The sequence below is a fragment of the Rhodococcus sp. IEGM1339 genome, from assembly GCF_050321925.1.
GTDB classification, from domain to species: domain Bacteria; phylum Actinomycetota; class Actinomycetes; order Mycobacteriales; family Mycobacteriaceae; genus Rhodococcus; species Rhodococcus pyridinivorans.
In genome coordinates this window covers 47169-68066 of the sequence record NZ_JBNQFT010000027.1, presented here as the reverse complement: position 1 = coordinate 68066, position 20898 = coordinate 47169, and the positions used below count along the sequence as shown (strand labels likewise).

Sequence of the window (20898 nt, the reverse complement as noted above, 5' to 3'; positions counted from 1 at the left end):
CAGCAACATCAACTCTCCCCGACAACGGCCAGGGCCGATCGCATCAAAGGAGAAGACATGGAACTGACGATCACGTTTCCAAAGGTTGGAACACGGGGTCGCCCCCGTGAGGAACGAGCGGTGGAAGGCGCAGTGCTGGCGTACCGCGCCGTGGCGGAATGCCTTACAGCGGGCAAAGCGCCGAACGTAAAGACGATCAGCGAACACGCGGGAGTCTCGGCGACGGACCGCAACCCGACCAAGCGAGTGTTCTTCTTCCACCTGGGCCGGGAGCTGTGTGTGGAGGCGGGGCTACTGACGGTGACGGCTCGTGGCCGCTCGCAGGTGCATTCGCTTGTGGGCGAGACGCTTACCGATGAGGAGGTTGTGGCGAGGGTGACGGAAGTCGTCACACCGGAAGTGGTGGCGCTCCCGGAAATCAGCCGGAAGCGATTCCAACGAGAGGGACGAAAGTGATAGAGAACAGCCGAGTACCCGATACCGAATTCAACTGGGACCGCTTGGGCCCCGGTACTGTGGGCGGCGGAATGCGTGCGTCTCTGCCCGGTAAAGCCGCACCCCCGCGAGGTGCCCAGTGAAGCGGGACTGGGGCTGGGTCTACGAGGAACTGCGCGACCTCCAGCGTGCCGACTCCGACGACCTCCGGCGTGAAGCTGAGGAAGAAGCCGCCCCGTTCGTCCCGAGGGCTGAGCCGCCCGCCCTGCCTGACGAGGTGGTGGACTTGGGGCTAATCCCGTTTGAAGACGCGGTGGAGCGCGTCCGGCGCACCAGCCCACCACCGCCCCGGCGCGCACACCGCACCCGCCGCACATAGGGCCGCTGCGCCCGCCCAGCCGTCGCCGCATCGGAGCAGTAGGGCGGCTGGGCGGCACGGGGCTGGGGCACGGTAAAAGTCAACCGGCGGGGCGTTGACCTGCTGTTACGCGCTGGTATCGAACATATGTGCGAGGTAGGTTGTGGGGTGCAGGGGTGCAGGCAACATCGCGCCCCATGCACCCCACAACGGCAAGGGAGACAACGGGTATGAGAGTCATCGGGTACGTACGAGTGAGCACCAAAGATCAGGGTGTGAGCGGCCTCGGCTTGGAGGCTCAGCGGGAATCGTTGGAGCAGTGGTGTTCCCAGCGTGGGCACGAGCTGCTCACTGTTACGACGGACGTCATCAGCGGGGCCAAGACGGACGCCATGTACGGGCGTGAGGTAGCCATCGCCGCCGTGGAGAACGGGGTCGCTCAGGCATTGTTGGTGCGGGCGCTGGACCGCGTCACCCGCGACCAACTGGACGCCGCTCAACTGATGAAGCGCGCCGAACGCTACGGCTGGCGGCTGATGGACTGCGAAGGTGCAGACAGCGGCGAACCCAGCCAACGCTTCGCGGCGGACATCCGCCTGGCGATGGCCGCTGAAGAACGGCGCAAGATCGGTACCCGCACCCGTGAGGCCCTGGACACCAAACGGAAGAGGGGAGAGCCTGGCCTGGTCAGCACCAGCGCGCAGCGCCGCATCCAGATCCTGCGCTCAGAAGGCCTCGGGGCGAAGGCGATAGCCGCACGCCTCACCCAAGAAGGCATTCCCACCGCCGCCGGAGGCGATACGTGGCATTACTCGTCGGTGCGGCGTGTGCTGCGCCGCCTGGCTGAAGAGAAGGCGGTGGCCTGACGATGGCACACGTGCAGAAGCGCACCACTAGCACCGGCCAGACCCGCTACGTGGTCAAGTACCGGACGCCGGACGGCAAGCAACGCAGCAAGGGCGGCTTCACCACGAAGAAGGACGCCGAGGCCTACGCCAACGAGGTGGACTACACCCAGCGGCGCGGCAGCACGTGGGACCACCGCGCCGGAGCGATGACGTTCGGTGTAGCGGCGGGGGAGTGGTTGGCTTCCCGGCACGACCTCAAGCCGCGCACCCGCGCCGAGTACGAGAACCTACTGCGCCCCAAGACTCGCGGCCCCATCGCTGCACGCGAGCTGTCCATTGCGGCCACGTTCGCTGGCTACCCGCTGAACGCGATCACCCGGCAACAGATCAGCGAGTGGGTGCAGCGCATGGTCGCCGCAGGCAAGAAGCCGTCCACGGTTCGTCACGCGTACTTCGTCGTGCGGATGGTGCTGGCGCAGGCCGTGGTGGACGGACGGCTCACCGACAACCCAGCCGACTACGTGAAGCTCCCCAGCGAACACAGCACCAACGGTGGAGCGCCGGGCATCGTGGACGACCCGGACCAATTCCTTACAGCGGAGCAAGTACAGGCACTCACAGCAGCGACGCCCTGGCCGTACAACGTCTACGTCCACGTGGCCGCGTGGACTGGCCTGCGCGCGGCTGAGTTGGCGGGGTTGCAGGTGGGCGACGTAGATCTGCCCGCGCGGTCACTGAACCCCAACGCGCGCCCCAAGCCTGGAACCCTGCGGGTGGAGCGGACCGTCATCACTATTGACGGCCAGCCGGTGTACGACACCCCCAAGACGCGGGGGAGCCGGCGAAGAGTCCCGTTGACCCTCGCGACGGTCGACCTGCTGCGCGATTACCTGGCACGGCACCCCCGCCACGACGAGCCCGCCGCGCCGCTGTTCCCAGCTGGCACCCTTGTCGCGCAGAAGCCCACCGGTAAGAAGGCCACCGACGCCACCGGCAAGCGCGTCGTCCCCAAGGCCGAAGACGCCCTGGCTGCGCTCACCGTGGACCAAGCCCAAGCGCGGCTGACGCTGGACTGGCACGCCCCGCTGCGGCACCAGACGTTCTACAAGGCGGTGTACCGCCCCGCGGTCTTGCGGGCAAACCGGCTCACCCCCGACACGCGCCTACCAGCAGGGCTGAAGTTCCACGCCTTGCGGCACACCTACGCCAGCCTGTGCGTAGCGGCGGGCATCCCGCCGCTGGAGATCGCGCGGTTCATGGGGCACGCCAAGGTCACCACCACGCTCAGCGTGTACGCGCACCTGTTCGCCGACGACCACGCCGACGCGATGGCTGCGTTAGGCGCGATGGGCCAGCCGGTCGCGGAACATGGGAACGTAGTGCGTTTGCCTGTCTGACTAGTCAGTCGCGGCAGCCGAGCATTCAGCGGTAACGCTGTCGCTTTCGCCACCGGGACTGATAATTTCGTGGATTCTCTTCAGAATGGCCTCGAAATTGCGAAAATTCTCCACATCCGCGTCTGGTGCACATAATTTCTCGCACAGCTGCATTTTACGGAGTTCGGGGATAATCTTCGGCGCTCCGTATCCGGTGGGGTACTCCTTGCGGTCGTACATTTCTTCAGTGAAGACGTGCTTTGGAAGAAGGTTTTCAATACCCTTTTGGCAGTAAGCGTCCTTCACTTGGTTGATCGGCAGTATGTGAACCGAAGCAAAGCTCTCTTCACGTACCTTCGCATCGCAATCGTAGACTAAGACAATTTTTCTCTTTGTAAGGTTTGGGTTGGCACGAAATAGTTGCGCGGTCTGATCGAGGCTGGAGTCTCCTGTGAATTTTCCTCCCCCCGCGCCTGATTCCGCTCCGATCCAATCGAACATGCCTATTAGGCTGGTGTATCCGAGAACCTGAGCGGCAGTCTTGAAGTACTTCAAATCAGTTTCTCCAGCGAGTAAGATAAGTGGCTCTTCCCCTGCTTCCAATTCCTTTTTGATTATATTCGTGAACGCTTTTGTTTCCTGGAAAGCGTTTAGAGCCCGCTGGAATTCTTCGTAGGATTCTGCCACCACCGGTGTCGCGTGGGGCATTTCTAGCACACGCACTCCCGAGGCGGAGAGTTCTCGCTCCATTCCTAGGGCAAAGAACGGGGAATGACTTGATATAAAGAACTGAATCTTCGGGAAGAATTTTATAAGTTTGGGAAGCGCTTTCAGCTGGAGATCTATATGCATATGGGCGTCCAGTTCGTCTATTAAGACGACTCCTTCGACCTCACCGGGTCCCAGCCACGCGGAATCTGCGTAGCGGAGGATCGTTCCAAATGCGGCGAGCATGGTCGCTTGGCCGCCGGATAGGCTGTTCAAGCCGGAGGCGAGTCGTTGATTATTGGAATGGACTGCAACCTTCCGGTGGTTTCGGCGACCGGTCCAGACAAATTTTGCGCTTGGGTCGTCCATAATTGTCTGCAGAATCGAGTTCGCCCATATTAGTGGCTTCTGATTCTCCATGTAGTCGACTGTGTCCAGGGTGACAACCGCATGCTCCTTATCTCTCCCTCCGTCGGCATAGTCGGCTGCAAGTACGTCTGGTCGAGCCTCTGTGATAACTCCAAGGAGCCATTGAGCAAATGCGTCGATTCCCTGCTCGACATACAGTCTCTTTCCGAGTTTATCTAAATACCTGGGGGTTAAATCATATTCATCGGAAGAAATTGAATCCTTATTAAACCAGTGGGGGTGTTCGGAACGGCTGGCGGGAAAGTAGGCATACACCCCCGATTCGAATATGGTCCGAGCTTTATCATTGTCGATTTTGAATTCTTTTGAAGAATCGGTGCCCTGCCATGTTGCTCCAGCCTTCATGGTCTCAGGGAGTAGATTTGAAGCCTGGTCGGCTGAAATTTCTCCGATGTTCTCCCGATAGAAGAGGGGTCCGCTTTCGTCGCTGAATCGCAGAACGGAGAATCCGTGAGATTCCCCGTAGGAAATTATGTCCCCTCCTACGATTCGAAAGTAGCTTCGCCCCAATCCTTTCTGGGTTAGAACATCAGTGAATGCGCTACTAGCTCCTTGCATTAACGCATCGGCGATGATAGAGAGGAGATTCGTCTTTCCGCTTCCGTTGCGGCCAACGATAATGTGCGGAATTGGAAGGCCTTGATCATCGAACGTGGGTTCTAGGTGTAGATTTCGAATAGGGCCGTTGTTCTGAATGAACAGTTCGCGCAAGTACATAACTTCCTCCCCAAGTGGAACCGCCGCTCAAGAGGCTGGTCGAGTGGCGGGTGGAGGCATCATCTCATCGCGTACCGACAGGTATGCGGTGCACCCTGGGATCGCGGCGCCCGAGGTACCGCGGAGGTACCAGCAACCCCGGCAACGACGAAGGCCCCGGCTGCGCGATGCGCTTACCAGGGCCTTCGTGGAGCCGATGACGGGAATCGAACCCGCGTATTCAGCTTGGGAAGCTGATGTTCTACCATTGAACTACATCGGCACGCTGGGCTTTTGCCGATTCTCGTCGACTCCGGCCCGAGCTTTCGGAGCAAACTGTAGCAGACTCTCCGGGTCGATCGCGGGACCCCTGGACCACACCGAGAGCCCCCATGACGCGGTCGAAGCGACGCTGGTCGCGCGGCGTCCACGGCAGCAGCATCTGCTCGAAAATCGTGTCGTCGATCTTCATCTTGTGGAGGTTGTCCTCCAAGTACTGCTTTCCGGGTCCATTGCGTTGTATTCGGCCGGGCTCGACTCGGTGGCGCGCACCTGCGCGTGTGCCTTGTCGACGGGCGTCGTCATCGAATGTCCCGCATCGTCAGAAGTGACCACGACTGTCACCCAGATGCGCGCCGACGGTAAAGACCGGAGGTTGCGCGGCACGGAAGCGGACGCTGCGAAGATAGAGGCATGGCAACTGGACGGCTCTACGGTGGACGCGCAGGCGAGGAACGACAGGCCGATCGGCGAGCGCAGCTGATCGAGGCCGGTCTCGATCTCCTCGGAGCTGCCGACGGCGAAGCCACCCTGTCGGTGCGCGGTGTCTGCAAGCGCGCAAGTCTGGCCTCGCGCTACTTCTACGAGAGCTTCGCCGACCGCGACGAGCTCACCGGTGCCGTCTACGACCACGTCGTCCAGCGCATCGCCGAGAGCACGCTCGCCGCCGTGGCCTCGGCACCGGCCGACGACGACCGCGCGATCGTGCGGGCCTGCGTCGAGAACATCGTCCGCGAGATCGACGAGGACCCGCGGCTCGGCCGCATGCTGTTCTCCGTCAGCCAGGCCAACACGCAGCTCGCGAAGCGGCGCCTCGACTCGACCCGCATGTTCGCCGGGCTGGTCACCGCCCAGGCCGAGAACATCTACGCCATCACCCCGAGCCCCCGGCTCGACCTGGCGGCGCACTACGTCGTCGGCGGACTCGCCCAGGCGCTGACGGCCTGGCTCGACGGCACCGTGCCGCTGAGCCACGACGACGTCGTCGAGGAGTGCACCGAACTGCTGATCACGATGTCGGTCCAATTGCGACGCGACTCGGCCACGTAGAACCCCGCGGCCGCGCGATTGTTAACCTCTACGCGTGCTGCTCTCCGATCGCGACATCCGCGCCCAGATCGCCTCCGGGCATCTGGGCATCGACCCGTTCGATCCGGAGCTGGTGCAGCCCTCGAGTGTCGACGTCAAACTCGACAGCCTGTTCCGCGTCTTCAACAACACGCGTTACACGCACATCGACCCGGCGAAGCAGCAGGACGAACTGACGTCGCTGGTGCAGGTTCCCGAGGGTGAGCCGTTCGTGCTGCACCCCGGCGAGTTCGTGCTCGGGTCGACGATGGAGCGGTGCACCCTGCCGGCCGACCTCGCCGGTCGCCTCGAAGGCAAGTCGTCGCTGGGCCGGCTCGGTCTGCTCACGCACTCGACGGCCGGGTTCATCGACCCGGGTTTCGACGGGCACATCACCCTCGAGCTGTCCAATGTCGCTAACCTGCCGATCACGCTGTGGCCGGGCATGAAGATCGGTCAGCTGTGCCTGTTCCGGCTGACGAGCCCCGCCGAGCACCCGTACGGCAGCGCGAAGGTCGGGTCCAAGTACCAGGGCCAGCGCGGGCCTACGCCGTCGAAGGCGTACCTGAACTTCGTGCACAAGCATCCGGACGCGCGTCCCAGCTAGTTCGTCCTGCGCACGTCGCAGACGAACCCCGGGGTGAATCTCGTCCGTGCGGGTCGGGCACCCTCTCGCCCGGGTTAATCTCTGCATGTGCGCGTCGCTGCGGTCGCCACCACACTGCTGCTCCTGCTCGCGGCCTGCGCGCAGGACACCTCGTCGCGCCCCTCGCCTCCCGAGGATCTCCCGGTAGTGCGTGCCGACGGTGACCGGCTCGTCCTCGACGGCCGGACGTGGTGGCCCGCCGGACTCAACGCATACCAGCTCGGTACCCGATGGGAGGTCAACCACGGATGCGGTGCCGAGGTGGACCTCGACGACTTCTTCGGCACGCTGGCGCCGCGTTCGATCGTGCGTTTCGACGCCTTCCAGTCCCACGCTGTCCACCGGATCGACGGCACGCTCGACATCACGGCGCTCGATGCCGTCTTCGACGCCGCCGAGCGGCACAGGGTGTACCTGATCCCGGTGCTCGCCCCGCAGGACAGTGATTGCGACGCGGGTGGATACAAGCAGGCGGACTGGTACGACGCCGCTTGGCACGACCCGCTGCCGGGTCATGTGCTCGCCTACGACGACTGGGTCGCGACCGCCGTCGAACGGTGGGGTTCGTCACCGGCGGTCGCGATGTGGGAGCTGATCGGCGAACCCGAGACCGCGACCTGCACCGACGACGAGTGCGCCCTCGAACGACGCGAGTGCTTGCCCGGCGGTGCTCGGCTGCTCCGCAACTGGATCGACGAAGCAGCCGGCATAGTCCGCGAGCACGACCCGGACCGGCTCGTCACCGTCGGCACCATCGGAGGCGACCAGTGCGGTTCCGCCGGCGACGATTTCGTGACCGTCACCGACGCCGAGCAGCTCGACGTGGTGCAGTACCACGACTACGACGACGCACAGTTCCTCGAACGGCGGCTCGACGGATTGTCGAAGCCGATGCTCGTCGCCGAACTCGGTGTCCGGGCCGGTTCGTGCCGCGCGGTGAGCGAACGTGCCGATATCGTCGACCGCACGCTCACGCGGTACCGCGATCTCGGGGCCGACGGCGCACTGATGTGGTCGTTCGTCCCCGACCCGCGACCGGACGAGTGCACCTACGACATCGGCCCGGACGACCCGGTCCACTACGTCCTACGGCGTCACCACGGCTCAGGGTGACGTCCGGTCGAGTACCCGGAAGAGTCGCCAATCTGGTTGGTCGGCACCGTCGTTGGGGATTTCGAGTTCGAGTACCGCGATGTCGCTGCCGGTCTCGTAGATGGTGGGGTAGCGGCGGTTGACGGCGTCCGATGTTCCGCGGCCCTCGTTGGGGACGGTCAGGATGTACTCGACCCCGGAGGCGGAAGGGCGGTTGAGCACGGCCGTGAAGTCGGAGTCCGAAGGGATGACGAACGTCTCGGGGCGTTCGGTGGCCGAGAAGATCGCGAACCCGTAGACCGTGTCCATCAGCACCGAGCCCGGCGGTAGGTCCATCGCGTCGAGGTATTCGGCGATGCGCCGTTCCGTGGAGAATGCCGCGATCACCTGTCGCTGCTTCTCACGCACCTCGGACGGATCGTTGTCGTCCGGGAACAGGACCGTGCGCAGCGCGTGCTGTTCCTGCGACAGGGCGGGCGAGCCCATCGCGACGAACGTGACGGGCAGGCTGCACACCAGGAGTACCGCACCCAAGGGTGCTGCGCCGCTGGGGTCCTCCGTCCTCGGAACGGCATGCGGCCCGGGGCGTCGCGTCGTGAGCAGTCCACGTCGCGGAGCCAGTTGTACGACCCACACCGCGAGCAGCGGGATCGCGCAGATGTAGAAGCGCAGGAACGGGAAGGTCATTCCGCGTGCATAGGACAGGGCCGCGAAGCCCAGGACCGCGCCGAAGACGACGAACGGCACGAGCGGTTCGAGATCGCGTCGTCGCCATGCGAGCACCGCCACGACCGGGATCAGCAGCGGAAGCGCCGGCCCGAGCACGACGGTCTCGGCGAGCGAGAAGGCGATCGCACCGAGCCCGCCCGACGACCCGCCACCGCTCTGCTCGAGGATGGCGGCGTTGCCGTAGGCCGAGGTGAACTGCGCGAGCCATTCACCGGTGACGAGCCAGCTCGTCACGACGAACGCGACGAAGGCCAGAGCGAGGGGAGCGGCGACGAGGATCGCGTCCATGATCGCCGGCTGCCATCCCGAGCCGGGAGCGTACCGTCGCGATCGGTACCGGACGAGCAGTGCGACGAAGACCGTCACCGCCCCGCCGACGGCCAGCGCGTCGTACCGCGCGAGATACGCAAGTGCCAGGGCGATTCCGGCCAGCGCCAGGTCGTGGATGTCGTCGGTGCTGCACCAGCGGATCAGACGACGCGCGGCCCAGCACAAGGCGAACAGGAACGGCGCCTCGCTCATCCCGTTCGCGCCGTAGTAGACGATCATCGGGTTCAGGGCGAACACCGCCGTCACCGTCCACACGAACCACGGCGTGCAGCCGCGATCGCACGCGATGCGGTGGATCTGCACCGCCGCGCCGGCCATGAACGGCGCCGACATGAGCACGGCCGTCACCGCATAGGCCGACAGTCCCGGGAACCACGCCGACAGTCCTGTGAGGGGCACCTGGACGAGCGTGGTGAGGGGTGTGAACACGAAACCGATGGCGGCGAGGTGCGGGTCGCGGCTGAGCAGCACCGACCGCGCAGCGCTGACACGGCTGAGCGAATCACCCTGGTAGTACTGCACGTCCAGCGCGAGCCACAGTCCTACCACCAGATAGATCAGGCAGGCGGTCCAGAACACCCACGTGCTGCGGGTCCTCACGACGACAACCCGTGGAAGGTCTTCTCCCAGTAGGAAGGATTACGGATGAGCTGATAGGTGCCTTTGATCGCCGCGATCGACATGAGGACCCAGTAGAACGGCACGGTCAGGCACGGCCACCACAGGTTCGAGTGGCCCGTCTCGCGGCACGCCACGAAGTTCATGTACATCACGGCGACGTTGCCGAACACGAGCGAGATCAGCGCGGGGAAGTAGGCGTACCAGGGGAAGATCTCCTCGATCAGTTCCGCCTGGCCGAGCAGCCACGCGAGCGTCGTCATCCAGAACACCATGTTCAGGCACGCGATGATCGGCGTGCCCGCGAGCAGGGTCGTGAAACGCAGCATCCCCGCGGTGCCGATCACCCGCCACAACCGGACGGGCCGGCGCATGTGGACCAGCCAGGTCTGCAGATAGCCCTTGTACCACCGGGATCGCTGCCGCACCCAGTTGATCGGATCGCTGTTCGCCTCCTCCAGCGTGGTCGAGTCGAGAACCGCAGTGGAGTAGCCGGATTCGGCGATCCGGACGCCGAGGTCGGCGTCCTCGGTGACGTTGTACGGATCCCACGCACCGATCTCGTCGAACACCGATCGGCGGATATGGTTCGACGTCCCGCCGAGCGGGATCGGCGAGTGCGACTTCATCAGTCCGGGCAGGATGAAGTTGAACCACAGCGCGTAGTCGGCGGTGAACCAGCCGGTCAGCAGATTCTGGGTTCCGTTGTGGAAAGCCAGTTTCGCCTGTACACATGCCACGTCGTCGCCGAGACGGTCGAAGACGACGACCACCCGACGCAACTGCAGGGGCTCGGGGAGGTCCTCGGCGTCGAAGATCGTGACGATCTCACCGGTGGTGAAGTGCAGACCGTAGTTGCACGCCTTCGGTTTCGTCCGTGGGTCGGCGGCCGGGACGAGCAGGATCTCGACGCTCTCGCCGAGCCCGGCCTTCTCCGCGGCCTCGATCGTGACGGTGTCGTCCTCCTCGAGGAGCAACAACACCTGGAGCTTGTCGGCCGGATAATCGAGCGCGGCCATCGCGGCGAGCAGCTCGCCCACCACCTCGGGTTCGTTGTAAGCGGGGACGAGCACCGTGTACGGCGGCAACTGGTCGTCGGTGAGGGCGAGAGCTTCCTCGTCGTCGACGATGAACTGCGCGTCGCGTGCCATGCCGCGGGTGAACAGCAGCAGCCGGTCGGCGAGGGTCGCGATGTACCCGAAGGTGCACAGCACGGTGAAGACGATCAGGGTCGGTTTCGTCGCCACGACGAGCGCGAGCACGAAGGCCCCCGCGAGTGCGAATCCGAGGTATCTCTGCCACGGCACGAACGCGACCGACGCCGACGAGACGGGGCTGCGTTCGCGCAGTCCGTGCACCGCTTCGTGCAGGGCCGCGGTCCGGTAGGCGTCGAACTCGACGGTGTCTTCGGGCGGAACATCGTGTCCCGAGCCGACGTTCACTCGCCCTGCCATTGCGCCTCCACGAGTTCGCGACCCACCTCGATGAGCATGGAACGGTCCTTGTACTCGGGATCGGTGTCCTCGACGGTGCCGTTGCCGCGCAACAACACTCGCATCAGAGTGCGTGCGTTGGCGACAGTGTTCGGCTCGGGCTGCGGGAACGGCGCATCGAGTTCGTGGTTGTCCACCGTCAGCAGGCTCACCCGCTGGGCGACGGTGTCGCTGCGGGTCCACACGAAGCTGAGCAAGCTCCACGTCAGGAGCAAGTTGTCGTCGACGACGGTGAAGTACTCGGCGGTGACGCCGCGACCCAGATCGACATATTCCTTCGGGCTCACCCGTGATTTGCCCAGTGCGTACATCGATTCGGTGGGGTACACCGCGAACGAACCGACACGACGCACCTGCAGTGTCTGCACGGCGACGGTGCGGGGACGCAGCAGCCGATCCCATTCCGGGTTCGGTTCCTCCGCCCGGAGCATCTGCCGGCGCAGCACCGATCCCTGACGGAAGTATGCGCGGGGCCAGTCGTAGTCGACGGACGACAACTGCACCCATCCGGATGGGACGATCTGGGTGGCGGTGCCCGAGTAAGGGGGCCCGACCGAGACCGGCGTCAGGCGCTGGTCGGGAAGCGGCAGGAGTGCGGCGAGCAGGGTGGCCACCGCGACGCACATCGCTCCGCGCACGGCCTCGGGAACCGACACCGGATTCGGTGGCAGCGTGCGTGGCGCGAGCCCGCGGTAGGTCCACAGATAGGCACCGGCCCCGACGACCACCGTCGCGACCACCGCCGGCACGTACTGCGACACGGCGATGGGTGCGTCCGGCCACCGCTGATCGACCAGGACGAGCACCACCAAACCGGTCACGAATGTTGCGGAGCCGTAGAAGAATCCGCGGGCCCGGGTGCGCCGCGTCGCGAGTCCGACAGCCGTGGCGGCGAGCACGAGCGTGACCTGTCCCGCCGCGAGCTTCGTGCCCCCGGCCTCGACGAGCACGATCCGGTAGAGCACGGGCGAGCTCAGGAAGAGCATCGCCCACGCCTGCCAGTACGCCGCGGTCACGCGCAGGCCGAACATCGCGACGCACGCCCCGCACACGAACACCCACGCGGCGAGCACGTCGAGGTGCATCACCTGATAGTTCGTCGCGTAGCGCGGCATCAGCAGCCCCTTGATCGCGAGCGCGATCAGCAGCAGGAGCACCGACGTGATGATGTCGGTCTGCCGGTCGTGGATCGGCAGTTCGTTCTTCCGCTGCCGCGTGATGCCGATCGCAACGATCGCGACGAGAGGCGGCACGATGAGGACGTAACCACCCGTGGTGCCGGTGCGGATCTCGTCGAGCAGCTGCAGCCAGGTGGAGTGGAAGCCGATCAGGGTTGCGGCGACTATCGCGATCCACCGATTGGTGGTGTGCAGCATCGCGTTCGTGAAGAACCGCTCGATGAACGACGGATGCTCGATTGTCGTGGTCATCGTGTTCACCGCGACTGCGGACGGCGCCGACGGGTGAGCGACCACACCGCGGCGCCCGCCGCACCGACGACGAGCAGGACGACCCCCGCGACGACCACTGCGGTCACCGTGCTGTCCGATTCCGACGACGCCGCGTCGACGTCGTCCCGGGTGCGGGGATCGATGAGGGTGATCGGTTCGCGGTCGGGCGCGGTGAACAGCACGCTGCCCTCGAGTTCGAACCAGCGACCGGGCTCGGCGGCGAGCCAGTCGAGCGTCCGATCGAGTTCCTCGGGAGCACCGGTCGACGTGGCGACCAGCACGGTGCGTCCGTCGTCCCGCACGACCTGCAACGAGGCGAAGTCCACCTCGGTGCCGAAAGTGAGGCTGGTGCTCTCGCCGTCGGCGTTGCGGACCTCGAACCGGCGGTCCTCGGTGCGGACGAGCGGCAGCTGCGACTGCAGATCTTCGGGCAGGAGACCGTTCGCGGCTACGATCACTGCCGGTCCCGACGAGGCGAGCGCTTCGTCGATCGTCACCCATTCGGGGTCGAGCGGACGGCTGGTGAGCGACTGGAGCCCGGCGACGAGCTCGACGGCACGGTCGACGTCGACGAGGCTGCGATCGGAGGTGGCGACGTCGACCTTCGGCATCAGCGTCTGGGGCAGCGACGGGAAGCCGACGGGCAGCGGCGGATCCGCGAGGGTGCTGAAGACACGACTGCCGCCGTCGATGCGCAGGGTGACGGGTTGCTGCAGACCGCACTGCTGCTGCGCGCCGGTGGTGCGGAGTTCGACACTGATGTCGGTGAGCCGCCCGAGGGCCGAGTTCGGAACCGTGACGACACGGTCGATGACGCCGCTCGCGTCGGCGGCCCACGAATCGAGCATGATGTCGCCGACGGAGACGGTGATCGACCCGCCCTGGGTGGCGGGGAGCGGGGTGTAGGTGCCCTTCAGGTCGATGCGCACATCGCGCACCGGCCGCCCGAATTCGGTCTGGTCGAGGAAGAGGTGTACGTCGGCGAGGCCGAGACCGCTCGTCTCGAGGTCGGACACTCGTAGGTCGTACAGGGTGGTCGAGTCCGGAGCGAGGATGGGCGGGACGTCGAAGGTGCCGACGGCGACGTCGGAACCGACGGCAAGACCGGACAGGATGCTGTTCACCAGGCCTACCTGGTCGAGGAGGGTCTGGGCGTCGCCTCGGACGTACAGGGCGGGCGGCCCGTCGGGCACCGGCACGACCTCCGCACCCGTCTGGTCGCCCTCGCTGACGACGATCTGCCGGACGAGCGGGGTGTCGGCTGCGGGGGGTAGGCCGTTCGCCGGGAGTTCACGTACGTCCACGGGCACCTGCCGCCCGGGATACCGGGCGCTCACGGTCGCTGCGAGGTCGAGGGCGACGCCCGCTTCGGCGTCCGTGGGGTCCTCGGCCAGATACAACTCGAGGCGATCGAGGACCGGCGGGAGGTAGTCGGCGACCGCTTGCGGCGCCGCGGGTGTGCCCGCGTACCGGACCAGACCGTCGCGCAGACGTACCGAACCCAGCGTCCAGTCGTCGGGGCAGATGTTGTCGACGGCGACCAGGTGCAGATCGAGCGAGACCACCGCGGCGCCGTTCTCCACCTTCGCCCCGGCGAGCGGAATCGTCAGGGGCACGATGGCGCCACCGGGCGGCAGTTCCACGCGGGTGAGCAGGCGCCCGTCCGAGACGACGTCGATCCATCCGCGCGCGACATTCGTGGGCAGTTCGGCGGTGGTGTCCAGGAAGGCGGGAGTATTTCCGGCCGGGACAGGAAATGCGAGTGTGACGACATCGGAATTGCCACGGAATTCGATGTTCGGCCCGAGCCCGAGCTTGCGGGTCGGGAATGCGACCTCGCCCGGAGGAGTCGGTTCCGTCGGTTCGAGATCCTGTGCTGCAGCGGTAAGCGGGTTCGCGCACAACGTCATCGAGGCGGCAAGAGCCAGCACGAGGGTGCGACGGAAACGGCGACCGGTTCTGGGCGATGTCACTCGAGCAGCGTATTGCGTCCGATCACGAGAATATTGCAGACGCGGCGACAATTCGGTGTGACGTTGCGCTGTTGTAACGGAACGACGTCCGGCCTCGATTTCAGCCGACGACTCGAATCGGACGAATCAGGAGGCCCCGTGGCGGAAGCAGCGAGGTATCGGACGGTTGCGGCGCCGTGAGCGATCCGCTGTTGTTCGTCGCGCACACCGGTGAGCGGTCGGGTGCCGAGAAGGTCATGCTGATGCTCGTCGACGTCGCTCTCGCGCAGGGGCGTCGGGTCGTGGTGGCGTGCCCTGACGGGCCGCTCGCCGACGCCCTCCCGGCCGGATGCGTCCGTGTCCGGTTGCCCCGGCTGGGCATGTGGGGTCAGAGGGGAGTCGGGCGGATCGCGGGCCTGGCGGGTCTTCCGCTGCGGTGGCTGGTGGGAGCGCGCAGGCTCCGTCGCGTGCTCTCCGCGGAGCGGCCGCGGGTCGTGTGCAACTCGTTGTTCGCATTGCCGTCCCTGCGGCTCGCCGTGCTCGGCACGTCCCACCGTGAACGTACCGGGTGGCTGGTGCACGACACTCTGTCCTCCCGTAAGCAGCGCATCGTCGCCCGGATGGGCAGGGGTGCCGTGGGTGGAGCGGTCGCCGTCTCGCGGGCCTCGGCCGTGCCGGTCCGTGAATGCGGATATCCGGTGGTCGTCGCACCGCACGGCGTCCCGATCCCGCCTGTTCCGTCCCGGTCGACATCTCCCGAGGACTCGACTCCCGATGCCTCGACCGTGCGGGTGGGCATCCTCGCGTCGGTGACGGAATGGAAGGGACACCGCGTCCTTCTCGAGGCGGTGGCCGAGGTGCCCGGGATCCGTCTCGATGTGGCGGGGGAACCGTTCCCCGGCGACGAAGCCTTCCTCGACGAACTGCGGCGTCGCGCACACGCCCCCGACCTGCGCGGACGAGTGTCGTTCCTGGGGCGGGTCGATCCCGCCGAGGTCTTCGCGGTGTGGGACGTGATGGTCTCCGCGAGCACCTCGCCGGAGGCGGGGCCGCTGGTCGCACTGGAGGCGATGGCGCACGGTGTGCCCGTCGTCGGCACCGATCACGGAGGGACCGCCGAGCACCTGGCCGACGGCGCGGGTCTGCTCGTTCCGCCCGGCGATGCGAAGGCTCTGGCAGAGGCGTTGCGGCGACTGATGTCCGCTCCCGACCTGCGGAACGACATTGCCGTCACCGCGCGTCGCCGGGTGGAGGAGCGCCACGACATCGAAGTCACGTTGCCGGCCATGGTGAACGCCTTGTGGGCGACGGGCGTCACATCGTGAGGCGTCCTCGAGTATTGCTTTTGCAACCATGTTGTGATCGCCGATGTTTGGTGTTCCCGGCGGATTCGCGCACACTGTGAGCCATGTGGGTGTGGATCGCATCGGCGCTGGCGGCGTGGCTGGGCCTCTCGGCTCTCGGCGCGCTCGCGGTCGGTCGGTTCCTGTTCGTCTCCGAGAGGGAGGAACAGCTCGTCGAGATGCAGCGGGAGCAGCGCGATCCTGCGAATCCTCCCGTCGCTTCCTGACACGCCGGGCGTCCGCCTGCGCGATACTCGCGAGTAACAATTTCTCGTGTCTAGACTCGGTTCCGCGTCGTCCTCCTGTCCCCCATGTGAGGACGGCCGCACGGGTCGGCTACCCCCCATCGCCGGTCCGTGCAGAAGCCCCGGCCGATCCACCACCACGATTGCCGGGGCTTCACCTATTCTCGGGCCTGTTTCCGGCGGAGATATCCTGTCGCTCATGACCGAGCAGGCTCCCCGCGTCGCGATCACCTATTGCACGCAGTGCAAGTGGCTGCTGCGCGCCGGATGGATGGCGCAGGAAATGCTGAACACTTTCGGTACCGCTCTCGGCGAGGTCGCGCTCGTTCCCGGGACGGGGGGAGTGTTCCGCATCGTTGTCGACGACACGGTCGTGTGGGACCGCAAGGAGGACAAGGGCTTTCCCGAGATCGTCGTGCTCGAGCAGCGAGTGCGTGATCTCGTGGAGCCGGATCGTGATCTCGGGCATGTGGATCGGGCCGCCCGGGCCGATGCCCCACCTCGTCGCGACAGCAACGACATCTAGCGGTAACGTTCTCGTATATGTGCCCGCGTTCTACGCGCGTCGGGCACGGTCGACGGCGTGCCGCTCACGAAAGTGGTCGCCGACATCGAAATACGGGGAGGAAAATCGATGAATTCTGTTGCGAAGAAGGCTGCAGTCGCGGCCTCCGGTGCCGCACTGCTGGCACTGGTCGTTCCGGGCGTCTCGTCCGCTGCGGGTCCGAGCGTCTCGGCGAAGGCGGAGAACGGCGCCATCGTCGTCGACTTCGATCTGACGCGCGCCGACGTCGACCGCGGCGTCACCTGCGTCACCTACGTCCTGAAGCCGGGCACCGTCGACACGGCCGATCCGTCGGGCCGCATCGACGCGCAGCCCGCCGGCACGAGCTTCTCGGTGACCAACACGAGCACCTCGAGCGCGCTGTACATCAAGGACGGCGCACCCTCGCAGGCCGGCCCGGAGTCGATCACCGACGGCACCTACAACGTCTTCTGGGGCTGCCAGGACGCCTCGGGTGCGCAGTACGAGAACATCTTCGACGCGTCCGGTCGCCCCTTCACCGGTGGCATCTCCGTGACGGTCGGCGGCGGCGGGTCCGCACCGCAGGGCGAGTCGGCTCCGCAGGCACAGTCCGCGCCGCAGGCCGAGTCCGCGCCCGCACCGCAGGGCGAGGCCGCGCCCCAGGCCGACAATGTTCCGCCGGCCCCCCAGTCGCAGCCGGAGCCGGTCGACCCGCTCCAGTTCGCGATCAAGTTCCTGCGCGACTTGATCGGCGCCTACCTCTGATCGGAGTCCACACTCCGATCCGCACGTGACGGCATCGGCGGCACCCATCGGGTGCCGCCGATGCCGTTTTCGTGCCGACCCTGTAGATGTGGTCCGGGGTCGATTTCTGTGGCAGTGGAAGGAGAAGGGGTGGACGCCGCCTCGATCGCGACGGTTCTCGCATCGTCGCTGCAACTGCGACGTGCGTACGGCGCGAGCATGCGGCCGCTGACGTCCGGGGGCCACTGGTCCGAGGGTGACGGCTGGTGGATCGGCATCACCGCAGCCCCCGACCCCGACTACAATCTCGCGCTCGTCCACGGCGGCGACGTTACCGGTCACGCCCAGCATGTCTACGAGACGCTGACGGAGGCCGGTCACCCGTCGATCGTCCTGCTCGCCGGGGACGGCCTCGGCGCCGCCCAGGTTCTCGCCGACCACGGCTGGGTGTGTGCAGGTTCGCTGGACCTGACCTACCTCGTCGCCCACGACGCTCCGATCGATCCGGGCCTTCGGGTTCTCGGCGAGGACGACATGGTGCATGCCCGCGAACTCGCCGCCGCGACCTTCGGGATCGCCCCGGGGACCGCCGCGGTCGCCTACGCCGACGTCGTCGCCCGCACCACCGGCGTCGAGGTGATCGGGATCTTCGACGATGCGGATGCGGACGACGGGGCTGCAGTTCTGCAGTCCTGCACCCTGCTCGTCGACAGCGGACCGATCCGGACGGTGTGGTCGCTCGGCACCCGCACCGGCCGGCAACGTCGCGGATACGCGAACCGGCTGATTCGGGCCGGCGCCGCCCACACCCACACGCAGCGCGGCCCGGTCGCGATGTGCGGACTCACCAGGCCGCGTGTCACCCCGCTCTATCTCGCGGCCGGAGCGCGCGTCGCCGAGACCTGGCAGATGTGGTCCCGTCCGCGCTGGCTGCTCGGCAGCTGACGGACGTTCGGGTCGGTAACATTTGCCCGATTCGTCGCGACACACTGGCGACGTGCCCACTCCCCGGGGCGACAGCGAAAGGCCTGTGCATCGTGTCCGAACGAAGCATCCGCGACGCCGAACTGCGTCGTGAGCTCGGTGTTCCTCCCACCGTCGATCTTGTGGGGCATGCCCGCGATCTCGCTCGCGTGGCCGTGCCCGCCGCACTCGTCGCCGCGCTCGCCGCGGTCGCGGTCTTCTTCGTCCGTGACAGCGGCCCCGGGGTGTACGAGTCGTCGCTCGTCGCGGAGATCCGCTCGTCGGCATCCGTGTCCGGCAACGACGCGACCCTCGGGCAGCTCATCGCTCCCTATGTCGCGCTGTCGCAGGACTCGGCGGTCGTGGCCGCGATCGCAGCCGAGACGAACGAGGACCCCGCGAAGCTGCCGTCGAGGATCGACGTCGGCTACGGCTCGTCGCCCACCCTGCTCACCGTGACCGCCCGCGACGACTCGCAGGCCGACGCCGACCGGCTCGCGCAGACGGTCGTCACGCAGCTCGACCGCGCGCAGACCGAACGCAATCGCGTCGCCCTCGACGCGCGCATCGCCGAGCTGGACGCGGTCGTCGCCGGTCTGCGTGCCGACCTCGCCGCGAGTATCGCCACCGACGAGGAGGGCGTAGCCGATCCGGTGGTGCAGGCCGAACTCGATGCGCGGCTCGAGCAGCTCCGGCAGGCACGCTCGGGCGCGAGCCTCGAATACCTCCAGGTGCTGTCGATGCCCGCCGGTACCGGGACGAAGGTGTCCCCGATGCCGCGCGCCGAGGCCGCGGTCGCCTTTCTCGCCGTGTTCGTCCTCGTCGCCGAGTTGCTGGTCGCGCTGAACGGACGCTTCGGAGCGTCGAACAGCCCGGCCTGGGCCCGGCGGGTCGCGCGCCGCCACCGGACAGCTGTGCAGATCGAGCGCGACGATCGGGAGACGCTTCCTCTAGACACGATCGTCATGCTCGGACAGCGCGCTTCGCTCGGCGACCACATCCTCCTCCTCACCGGCGAGGGCGTGACCGTCGAGACCGACGCCTTCGGCGATGCCCGCGACCGGATCGTGTGCTGCGGAGTCGGGGAACAGTGGTGGACCCGCGCGAAGACCGAGGGGCTCGCGCTCGCCGTGATCGTGCTGCAGGCCGGGGCCGAGGAGCGAGCGCCAGCGGAGGACACACTGCGTGCCCTGGCCGAAATCGAGGTGCCCACGCGTCTCGTCCTGCTCGGTGCAGGACGCGAGTTGGTGCCCGTGCTTCCGGCCCGGCGCCGCGAAACGGCCGTGGAGGCGGCTCCCGAGCCCCCGGCTCCCGTCCCGGCCGCCGCACCTGCACCTGCACCTGCGGCGCCTGCACCGCGACCAGTGCCCGACGACCGTCACCGGGCTCCGCAGCCGGTGCCGTCGCAACCCGAGTCGCTGTTCGTCCCGCCCCAGGATTCGGCCTACCGGCAGTACCGCTACGACGAGGGGCACGACTACGGATACGCCGACCAACAGAGCTACCGGGACGGGCACGCTCATCCCGAGCAGAACGGTTACGGCGAATCTCGGGAGACGTCGCGCTACTGACCGTGTTCCCGCCCGAGTTGAAGCGTCGCACCGACAGGCTATAGTGATGGCGGTCACTCCAGGGGATGGGTTTGGCCTGCGCAGCCGAGCACATCGGCGTCACGACGAGGAAAATGATTTGTCTATCTGCATTGCCGGCACACCGCAGCACAGCACCGCGACGCCGGGAAGCACCGAATGGATCAAGGCTCATCTCGCCCGCATGGAAGACGGTGCGGGCTCCGCATCGCCCTCCGAGGACGTCGCCACCGAGAGTGTCGTCGACGCGCGCCGTTAGGCTCATCTCCAGGACTGCACAGAGGACCAGCCGGGTACACGTGCCGTGAACCGGGCGACGGAGGGAGCGAGACATGAGGGAGTTGTTCCGAGGACAGCTCGACGACCTGGTCGAACGTCTCGGTGAGCTCGCCGCGGTCGCAGCCGAAGGGCTCGACCTGGCCACTCGCGCCCTGTTCGACACCGATCTCGACGCATCCCAGGCCGCCCTCGATCTCGATGCACGGATCGCCGAACTCGACACCGACTGTGCCGAGCGAGCGGTGCGGATCCTCGCCCTGCAGGGTCCCGTGGCCGCCGACCTGCGGTTGGTCTTCTCCGCGGTTCGTATCACGGGCGATCTCACCAGGATGGGCGAACTGAGCCTGCACATCGCGCGGGTCGTACGGCGTCGCCATCCCGAGTCGCTGGTGTACGACCTCCTGCGCGACGATCTTCGCCGGATGGCCGAACTCGCCGCGCAGATCGTCGCGATCCTGCGCGACGCGTTCACCGACTTCGACCTCGAGACGATCAAGGGCACACACGCCATCGAGACCGAACTCGATGCGGTGCACTCGCGACTGCTCGCCCTGCTCGAGAGCCCCGAATGGGACGGCGACATCCGGACCGCGGTCGACACCGCACTCCTCGCGCGTTTCTACGGGCGGTTCGGCGACCAGGCCGTCGACGTCGCCGATCGGTTGATCTTCTTCGTCACGGGCCAACGACCAGCTGCCTGA

The 20898-nt window shown here is 66.4% G+C and carries 20 protein-coding genes and 1 tRNA gene; 14 read left to right on the top strand and 7 right to left on the bottom strand.

All coding sequences use genetic code 11. The annotated features are described in order from the left end of the window. Positions 1-57 precede the first annotated feature (57 nt). The 3 genes from ACQR3U_RS20500 (at position 58) to ACQR3U_RS20490 (ending at position 3038) form a co-directional block, all read left to right on the top strand. Complete coding sequence (locus ACQR3U_RS20500) at positions 58-456, top strand: hypothetical protein (protein ID WP_230811301.1); 399 nt, start codon at positions 58-60, stop codon at positions 454-456. A gap of 534 nt (positions 457-990) precedes the next feature. Next, positions 991-1659 carry a recombinase family protein gene (locus tag ACQR3U_RS20495; protein ID WP_332112675.1) on the top strand — a complete coding sequence of 223 codons (669 nt, stop codon included), beginning with the start codon at positions 991-993 and terminating at the stop codon, positions 1657-1659. A gap of 2 nt (positions 1660-1661) precedes the next feature. Continuing rightward, the gene (locus ACQR3U_RS20490; RefSeq protein ID WP_230811303.1) at positions 1662-3038 is read left to right on the top strand and encodes a site-specific integrase; all 1377 of its coding nucleotides are present in this window, start codon (positions 1662-1664) and stop codon (positions 3036-3038) included. On the opposite strand, the gene ACQR3U_RS20485 is transcribed toward ACQR3U_RS20490, so the two are convergent. The 3 genes from ACQR3U_RS20485 to ACQR3U_RS20475 all read right to left on the bottom strand — a co-directional run bounded on the left by ACQR3U_RS20485 (position 3039) and on the right by ACQR3U_RS20475 (position 5435). Beyond that, positions 3039-4865 (bottom strand): AAA family ATPase, encoded by a 1827-nt coding sequence (locus ACQR3U_RS20485; RefSeq protein ID WP_230811304.1) that lies wholly within the window; start codon positions 4863-4865, stop codon positions 3039-3041. It lies immediately after the preceding gene. A gap of 194 nt (positions 4866-5059) precedes the next feature. Further along, positions 5060-5133, bottom strand: a tRNA-Gly gene (locus tag ACQR3U_RS20480). A gap of 185 nt (positions 5134-5318) precedes the next feature. Further along, positions 5319-5435 carry a hypothetical protein gene (locus ACQR3U_RS20475; RefSeq protein WP_372477726.1) on the bottom strand — a complete coding sequence of 39 codons (117 nt, stop codon included), beginning with the start codon at positions 5433-5435 and terminating at the stop codon, positions 5319-5321. 108 nt (positions 5436-5543) lie between these two features. On the opposite strand from ACQR3U_RS20475, the gene ACQR3U_RS20470 reads away from it, so the two are divergent. From ACQR3U_RS20470 to ACQR3U_RS20460, 3 genes are all read left to right on the top strand, one after another. Then, positions 5544-6179 (top strand): TetR/AcrR family transcriptional regulator, encoded by a 636-nt coding sequence (locus ACQR3U_RS20470; RefSeq protein ID WP_230811306.1) that lies wholly within the window; start codon positions 5544-5546, stop codon positions 6177-6179. Positions 6180-6213: 34 nt separating this feature from the next. Next, positions 6214-6804, top strand: coding sequence for a dCTP deaminase (gene dcd / locus ACQR3U_RS20465; RefSeq protein WP_016696219.1), 591 nt, complete (start codon positions 6214-6216; stop codon positions 6802-6804). An 87-nt stretch (positions 6805-6891) separates the two neighbouring features. Beyond that, positions 6892-7956, top strand: a complete 1065-nt coding sequence (locus tag ACQR3U_RS20460; protein ID WP_230811307.1) for a beta-mannosidase — start codon at positions 6892-6894, stop codon at positions 7954-7956. Here the strand turns inward: ACQR3U_RS20460 and ACQR3U_RS20455 are convergent. Genes ACQR3U_RS20455 through ACQR3U_RS20440 form a run of 4 tightly spaced genes read right to left on the bottom strand, consistent with a single transcriptional unit; the run spans position 7948 to position 14529 of the window. Beyond that, on the bottom strand, positions 7948-9594 hold the full coding sequence (locus ACQR3U_RS20455; RefSeq protein WP_230811308.1) for an ABC transporter: 1647 nt from the start codon (positions 9592-9594) through the stop codon (positions 7948-7950). The genes ACQR3U_RS20460 and ACQR3U_RS20455 overlap by 9 nt on opposite strands. After that, complete coding sequence (locus tag ACQR3U_RS20450; RefSeq protein ID WP_230811309.1) at positions 9591-11066, bottom strand: glycosyltransferase; 1476 nt, start codon at positions 11064-11066, stop codon at positions 9591-9593. Before ACQR3U_RS20450 ends, ACQR3U_RS20455 begins: the two co-directional genes overlap by 4 nt. After that, complete coding sequence (locus ACQR3U_RS20445) at positions 11051-12535, bottom strand: archaeosortase/exosortase family protein (protein ID WP_230811310.1); 1485 nt, start codon at positions 12533-12535, stop codon at positions 11051-11053. The genes ACQR3U_RS20450 and ACQR3U_RS20445 overlap by 16 nt, the downstream gene beginning before the upstream one ends. Before the next feature lie 5 nt (positions 12536-12540). Further along, entirely contained in the window at positions 12541-14529 is a 1989-nt protein-coding gene (locus tag ACQR3U_RS20440; protein ID WP_230811311.1) for a hypothetical protein, read from the bottom strand. Between the two features lie 176 nt (positions 14530-14705). Between ACQR3U_RS20440 and ACQR3U_RS20435 the strand changes: the two genes are divergently transcribed. From ACQR3U_RS20435 to ACQR3U_RS20400, 8 genes are all read left to right on the top strand, one after another. Continuing rightward, positions 14706-15833 carry a glycosyltransferase family 4 protein gene (locus ACQR3U_RS20435; protein ID WP_230811312.1) on the top strand — a complete coding sequence of 376 codons (1128 nt, stop codon included), beginning with the start codon at positions 14706-14708 and terminating at the stop codon, positions 15831-15833. Positions 15834-15916: 83 nt separating this feature from the next. Then, complete coding sequence (locus ACQR3U_RS20430; RefSeq protein WP_019290926.1) at positions 15917-16078, top strand: hypothetical protein; 162 nt, start codon at positions 15917-15919, stop codon at positions 16076-16078. 217 nt (positions 16079-16295) lie between these two features. Continuing rightward, complete coding sequence (locus tag ACQR3U_RS20425; RefSeq protein WP_193902629.1) at positions 16296-16622, top strand: SelT/SelW/SelH family protein; 327 nt, start codon at positions 16296-16298, stop codon at positions 16620-16622. A gap of 108 nt (positions 16623-16730) precedes the next feature. Further along, a complete protein-coding gene (locus tag ACQR3U_RS20420) occupies positions 16731-17387 on the top strand; it encodes a hypothetical protein (protein WP_019290928.1) in 657 nt (218 codons plus the stop codon). Between the two features lie 129 nt (positions 17388-17516). Then, complete coding sequence (locus tag ACQR3U_RS20415; protein ID WP_230811313.1) at positions 17517-18311, top strand: N-acetyltransferase; 795 nt, start codon at positions 17517-17519, stop codon at positions 18309-18311. A 92-nt stretch (positions 18312-18403) separates the two neighbouring features. Beyond that, on the top strand, positions 18404-19900 hold the full coding sequence (locus ACQR3U_RS20410) for a hypothetical protein (RefSeq protein WP_230811314.1): 1497 nt from the start codon (positions 18404-18406) through the stop codon (positions 19898-19900). 118 nt (positions 19901-20018) lie between these two features. Then, positions 20019-20177, top strand: coding sequence for a hypothetical protein (locus tag ACQR3U_RS20405; protein ID WP_019290929.1), 159 nt, complete (start codon positions 20019-20021; stop codon positions 20175-20177). Positions 20178-20250: 73 nt separating this feature from the next. Further along, positions 20251-20898, top strand: coding sequence for a phosphate signaling complex PhoU family protein (locus tag ACQR3U_RS20400; RefSeq protein ID WP_230811315.1), 648 nt, complete (start codon positions 20251-20253; stop codon positions 20896-20898).

What these genes read in the sequence shown, in the direction of transcription:
- ACQR3U_RS20430 (WP_019290926.1), top strand. Translation starts at nt 15,917, where the DNA reads ATGTGGGTGTGGATCGCATCGGCGCTGGCGGCGTGGCTGGGCCTCTCG.
- ACQR3U_RS20450 (WP_230811309.1), bottom strand. Translation starts at nt 11,066, where the DNA reads ATGGCAGGGCGAGTGAACGTCGGCTCGGGACACGATGTTCCGCCCGAA.
- ACQR3U_RS20425 (WP_193902629.1), top strand. Translation starts at nt 16,296, where the DNA reads ATGACCGAGCAGGCTCCCCGCGTCGCGATCACCTATTGCACGCAGTGC.
- ACQR3U_RS20490 (WP_230811303.1), top strand. Translation starts at nt 1,662, where the DNA reads ATGGCACACGTGCAGAAGCGCACCACTAGCACCGGCCAGACCCGCTAC.
- ACQR3U_RS20475 (WP_372477726.1), bottom strand. Translation starts at nt 5,435, where the DNA reads ATGACGACGCCCGTCGACAAGGCACACGCGCAGGTGCGCGCCACCGAG.
- ACQR3U_RS20495 (WP_332112675.1), top strand. Translation starts at nt 991, where the DNA reads ATGCACCCCACAACGGCAAGGGAGACAACGGGTATGAGAGTCATCGGG.
- ACQR3U_RS20445 (WP_230811310.1), bottom strand. Translation starts at nt 12,535, where the DNA reads ATGACCACGACAATCGAGCATCCGTCGTTCATCGAGCGGTTCTTCACG.
- ACQR3U_RS20400 (WP_230811315.1), top strand. Translation starts at nt 20,251, where the DNA reads ATGAGGGAGTTGTTCCGAGGACAGCTCGACGACCTGGTCGAACGTCTC.
- ACQR3U_RS20470 (WP_230811306.1), top strand. Translation starts at nt 5,544, where the DNA reads ATGGCAACTGGACGGCTCTACGGTGGACGCGCAGGCGAGGAACGACAG.
- ACQR3U_RS20500 (WP_230811301.1), top strand. Translation starts at nt 58, where the DNA reads ATGGAACTGACGATCACGTTTCCAAAGGTTGGAACACGGGGTCGCCCC.
- ACQR3U_RS20420 (WP_019290928.1), top strand. Translation starts at nt 16,731, where the DNA reads ATGAATTCTGTTGCGAAGAAGGCTGCAGTCGCGGCCTCCGGTGCCGCA.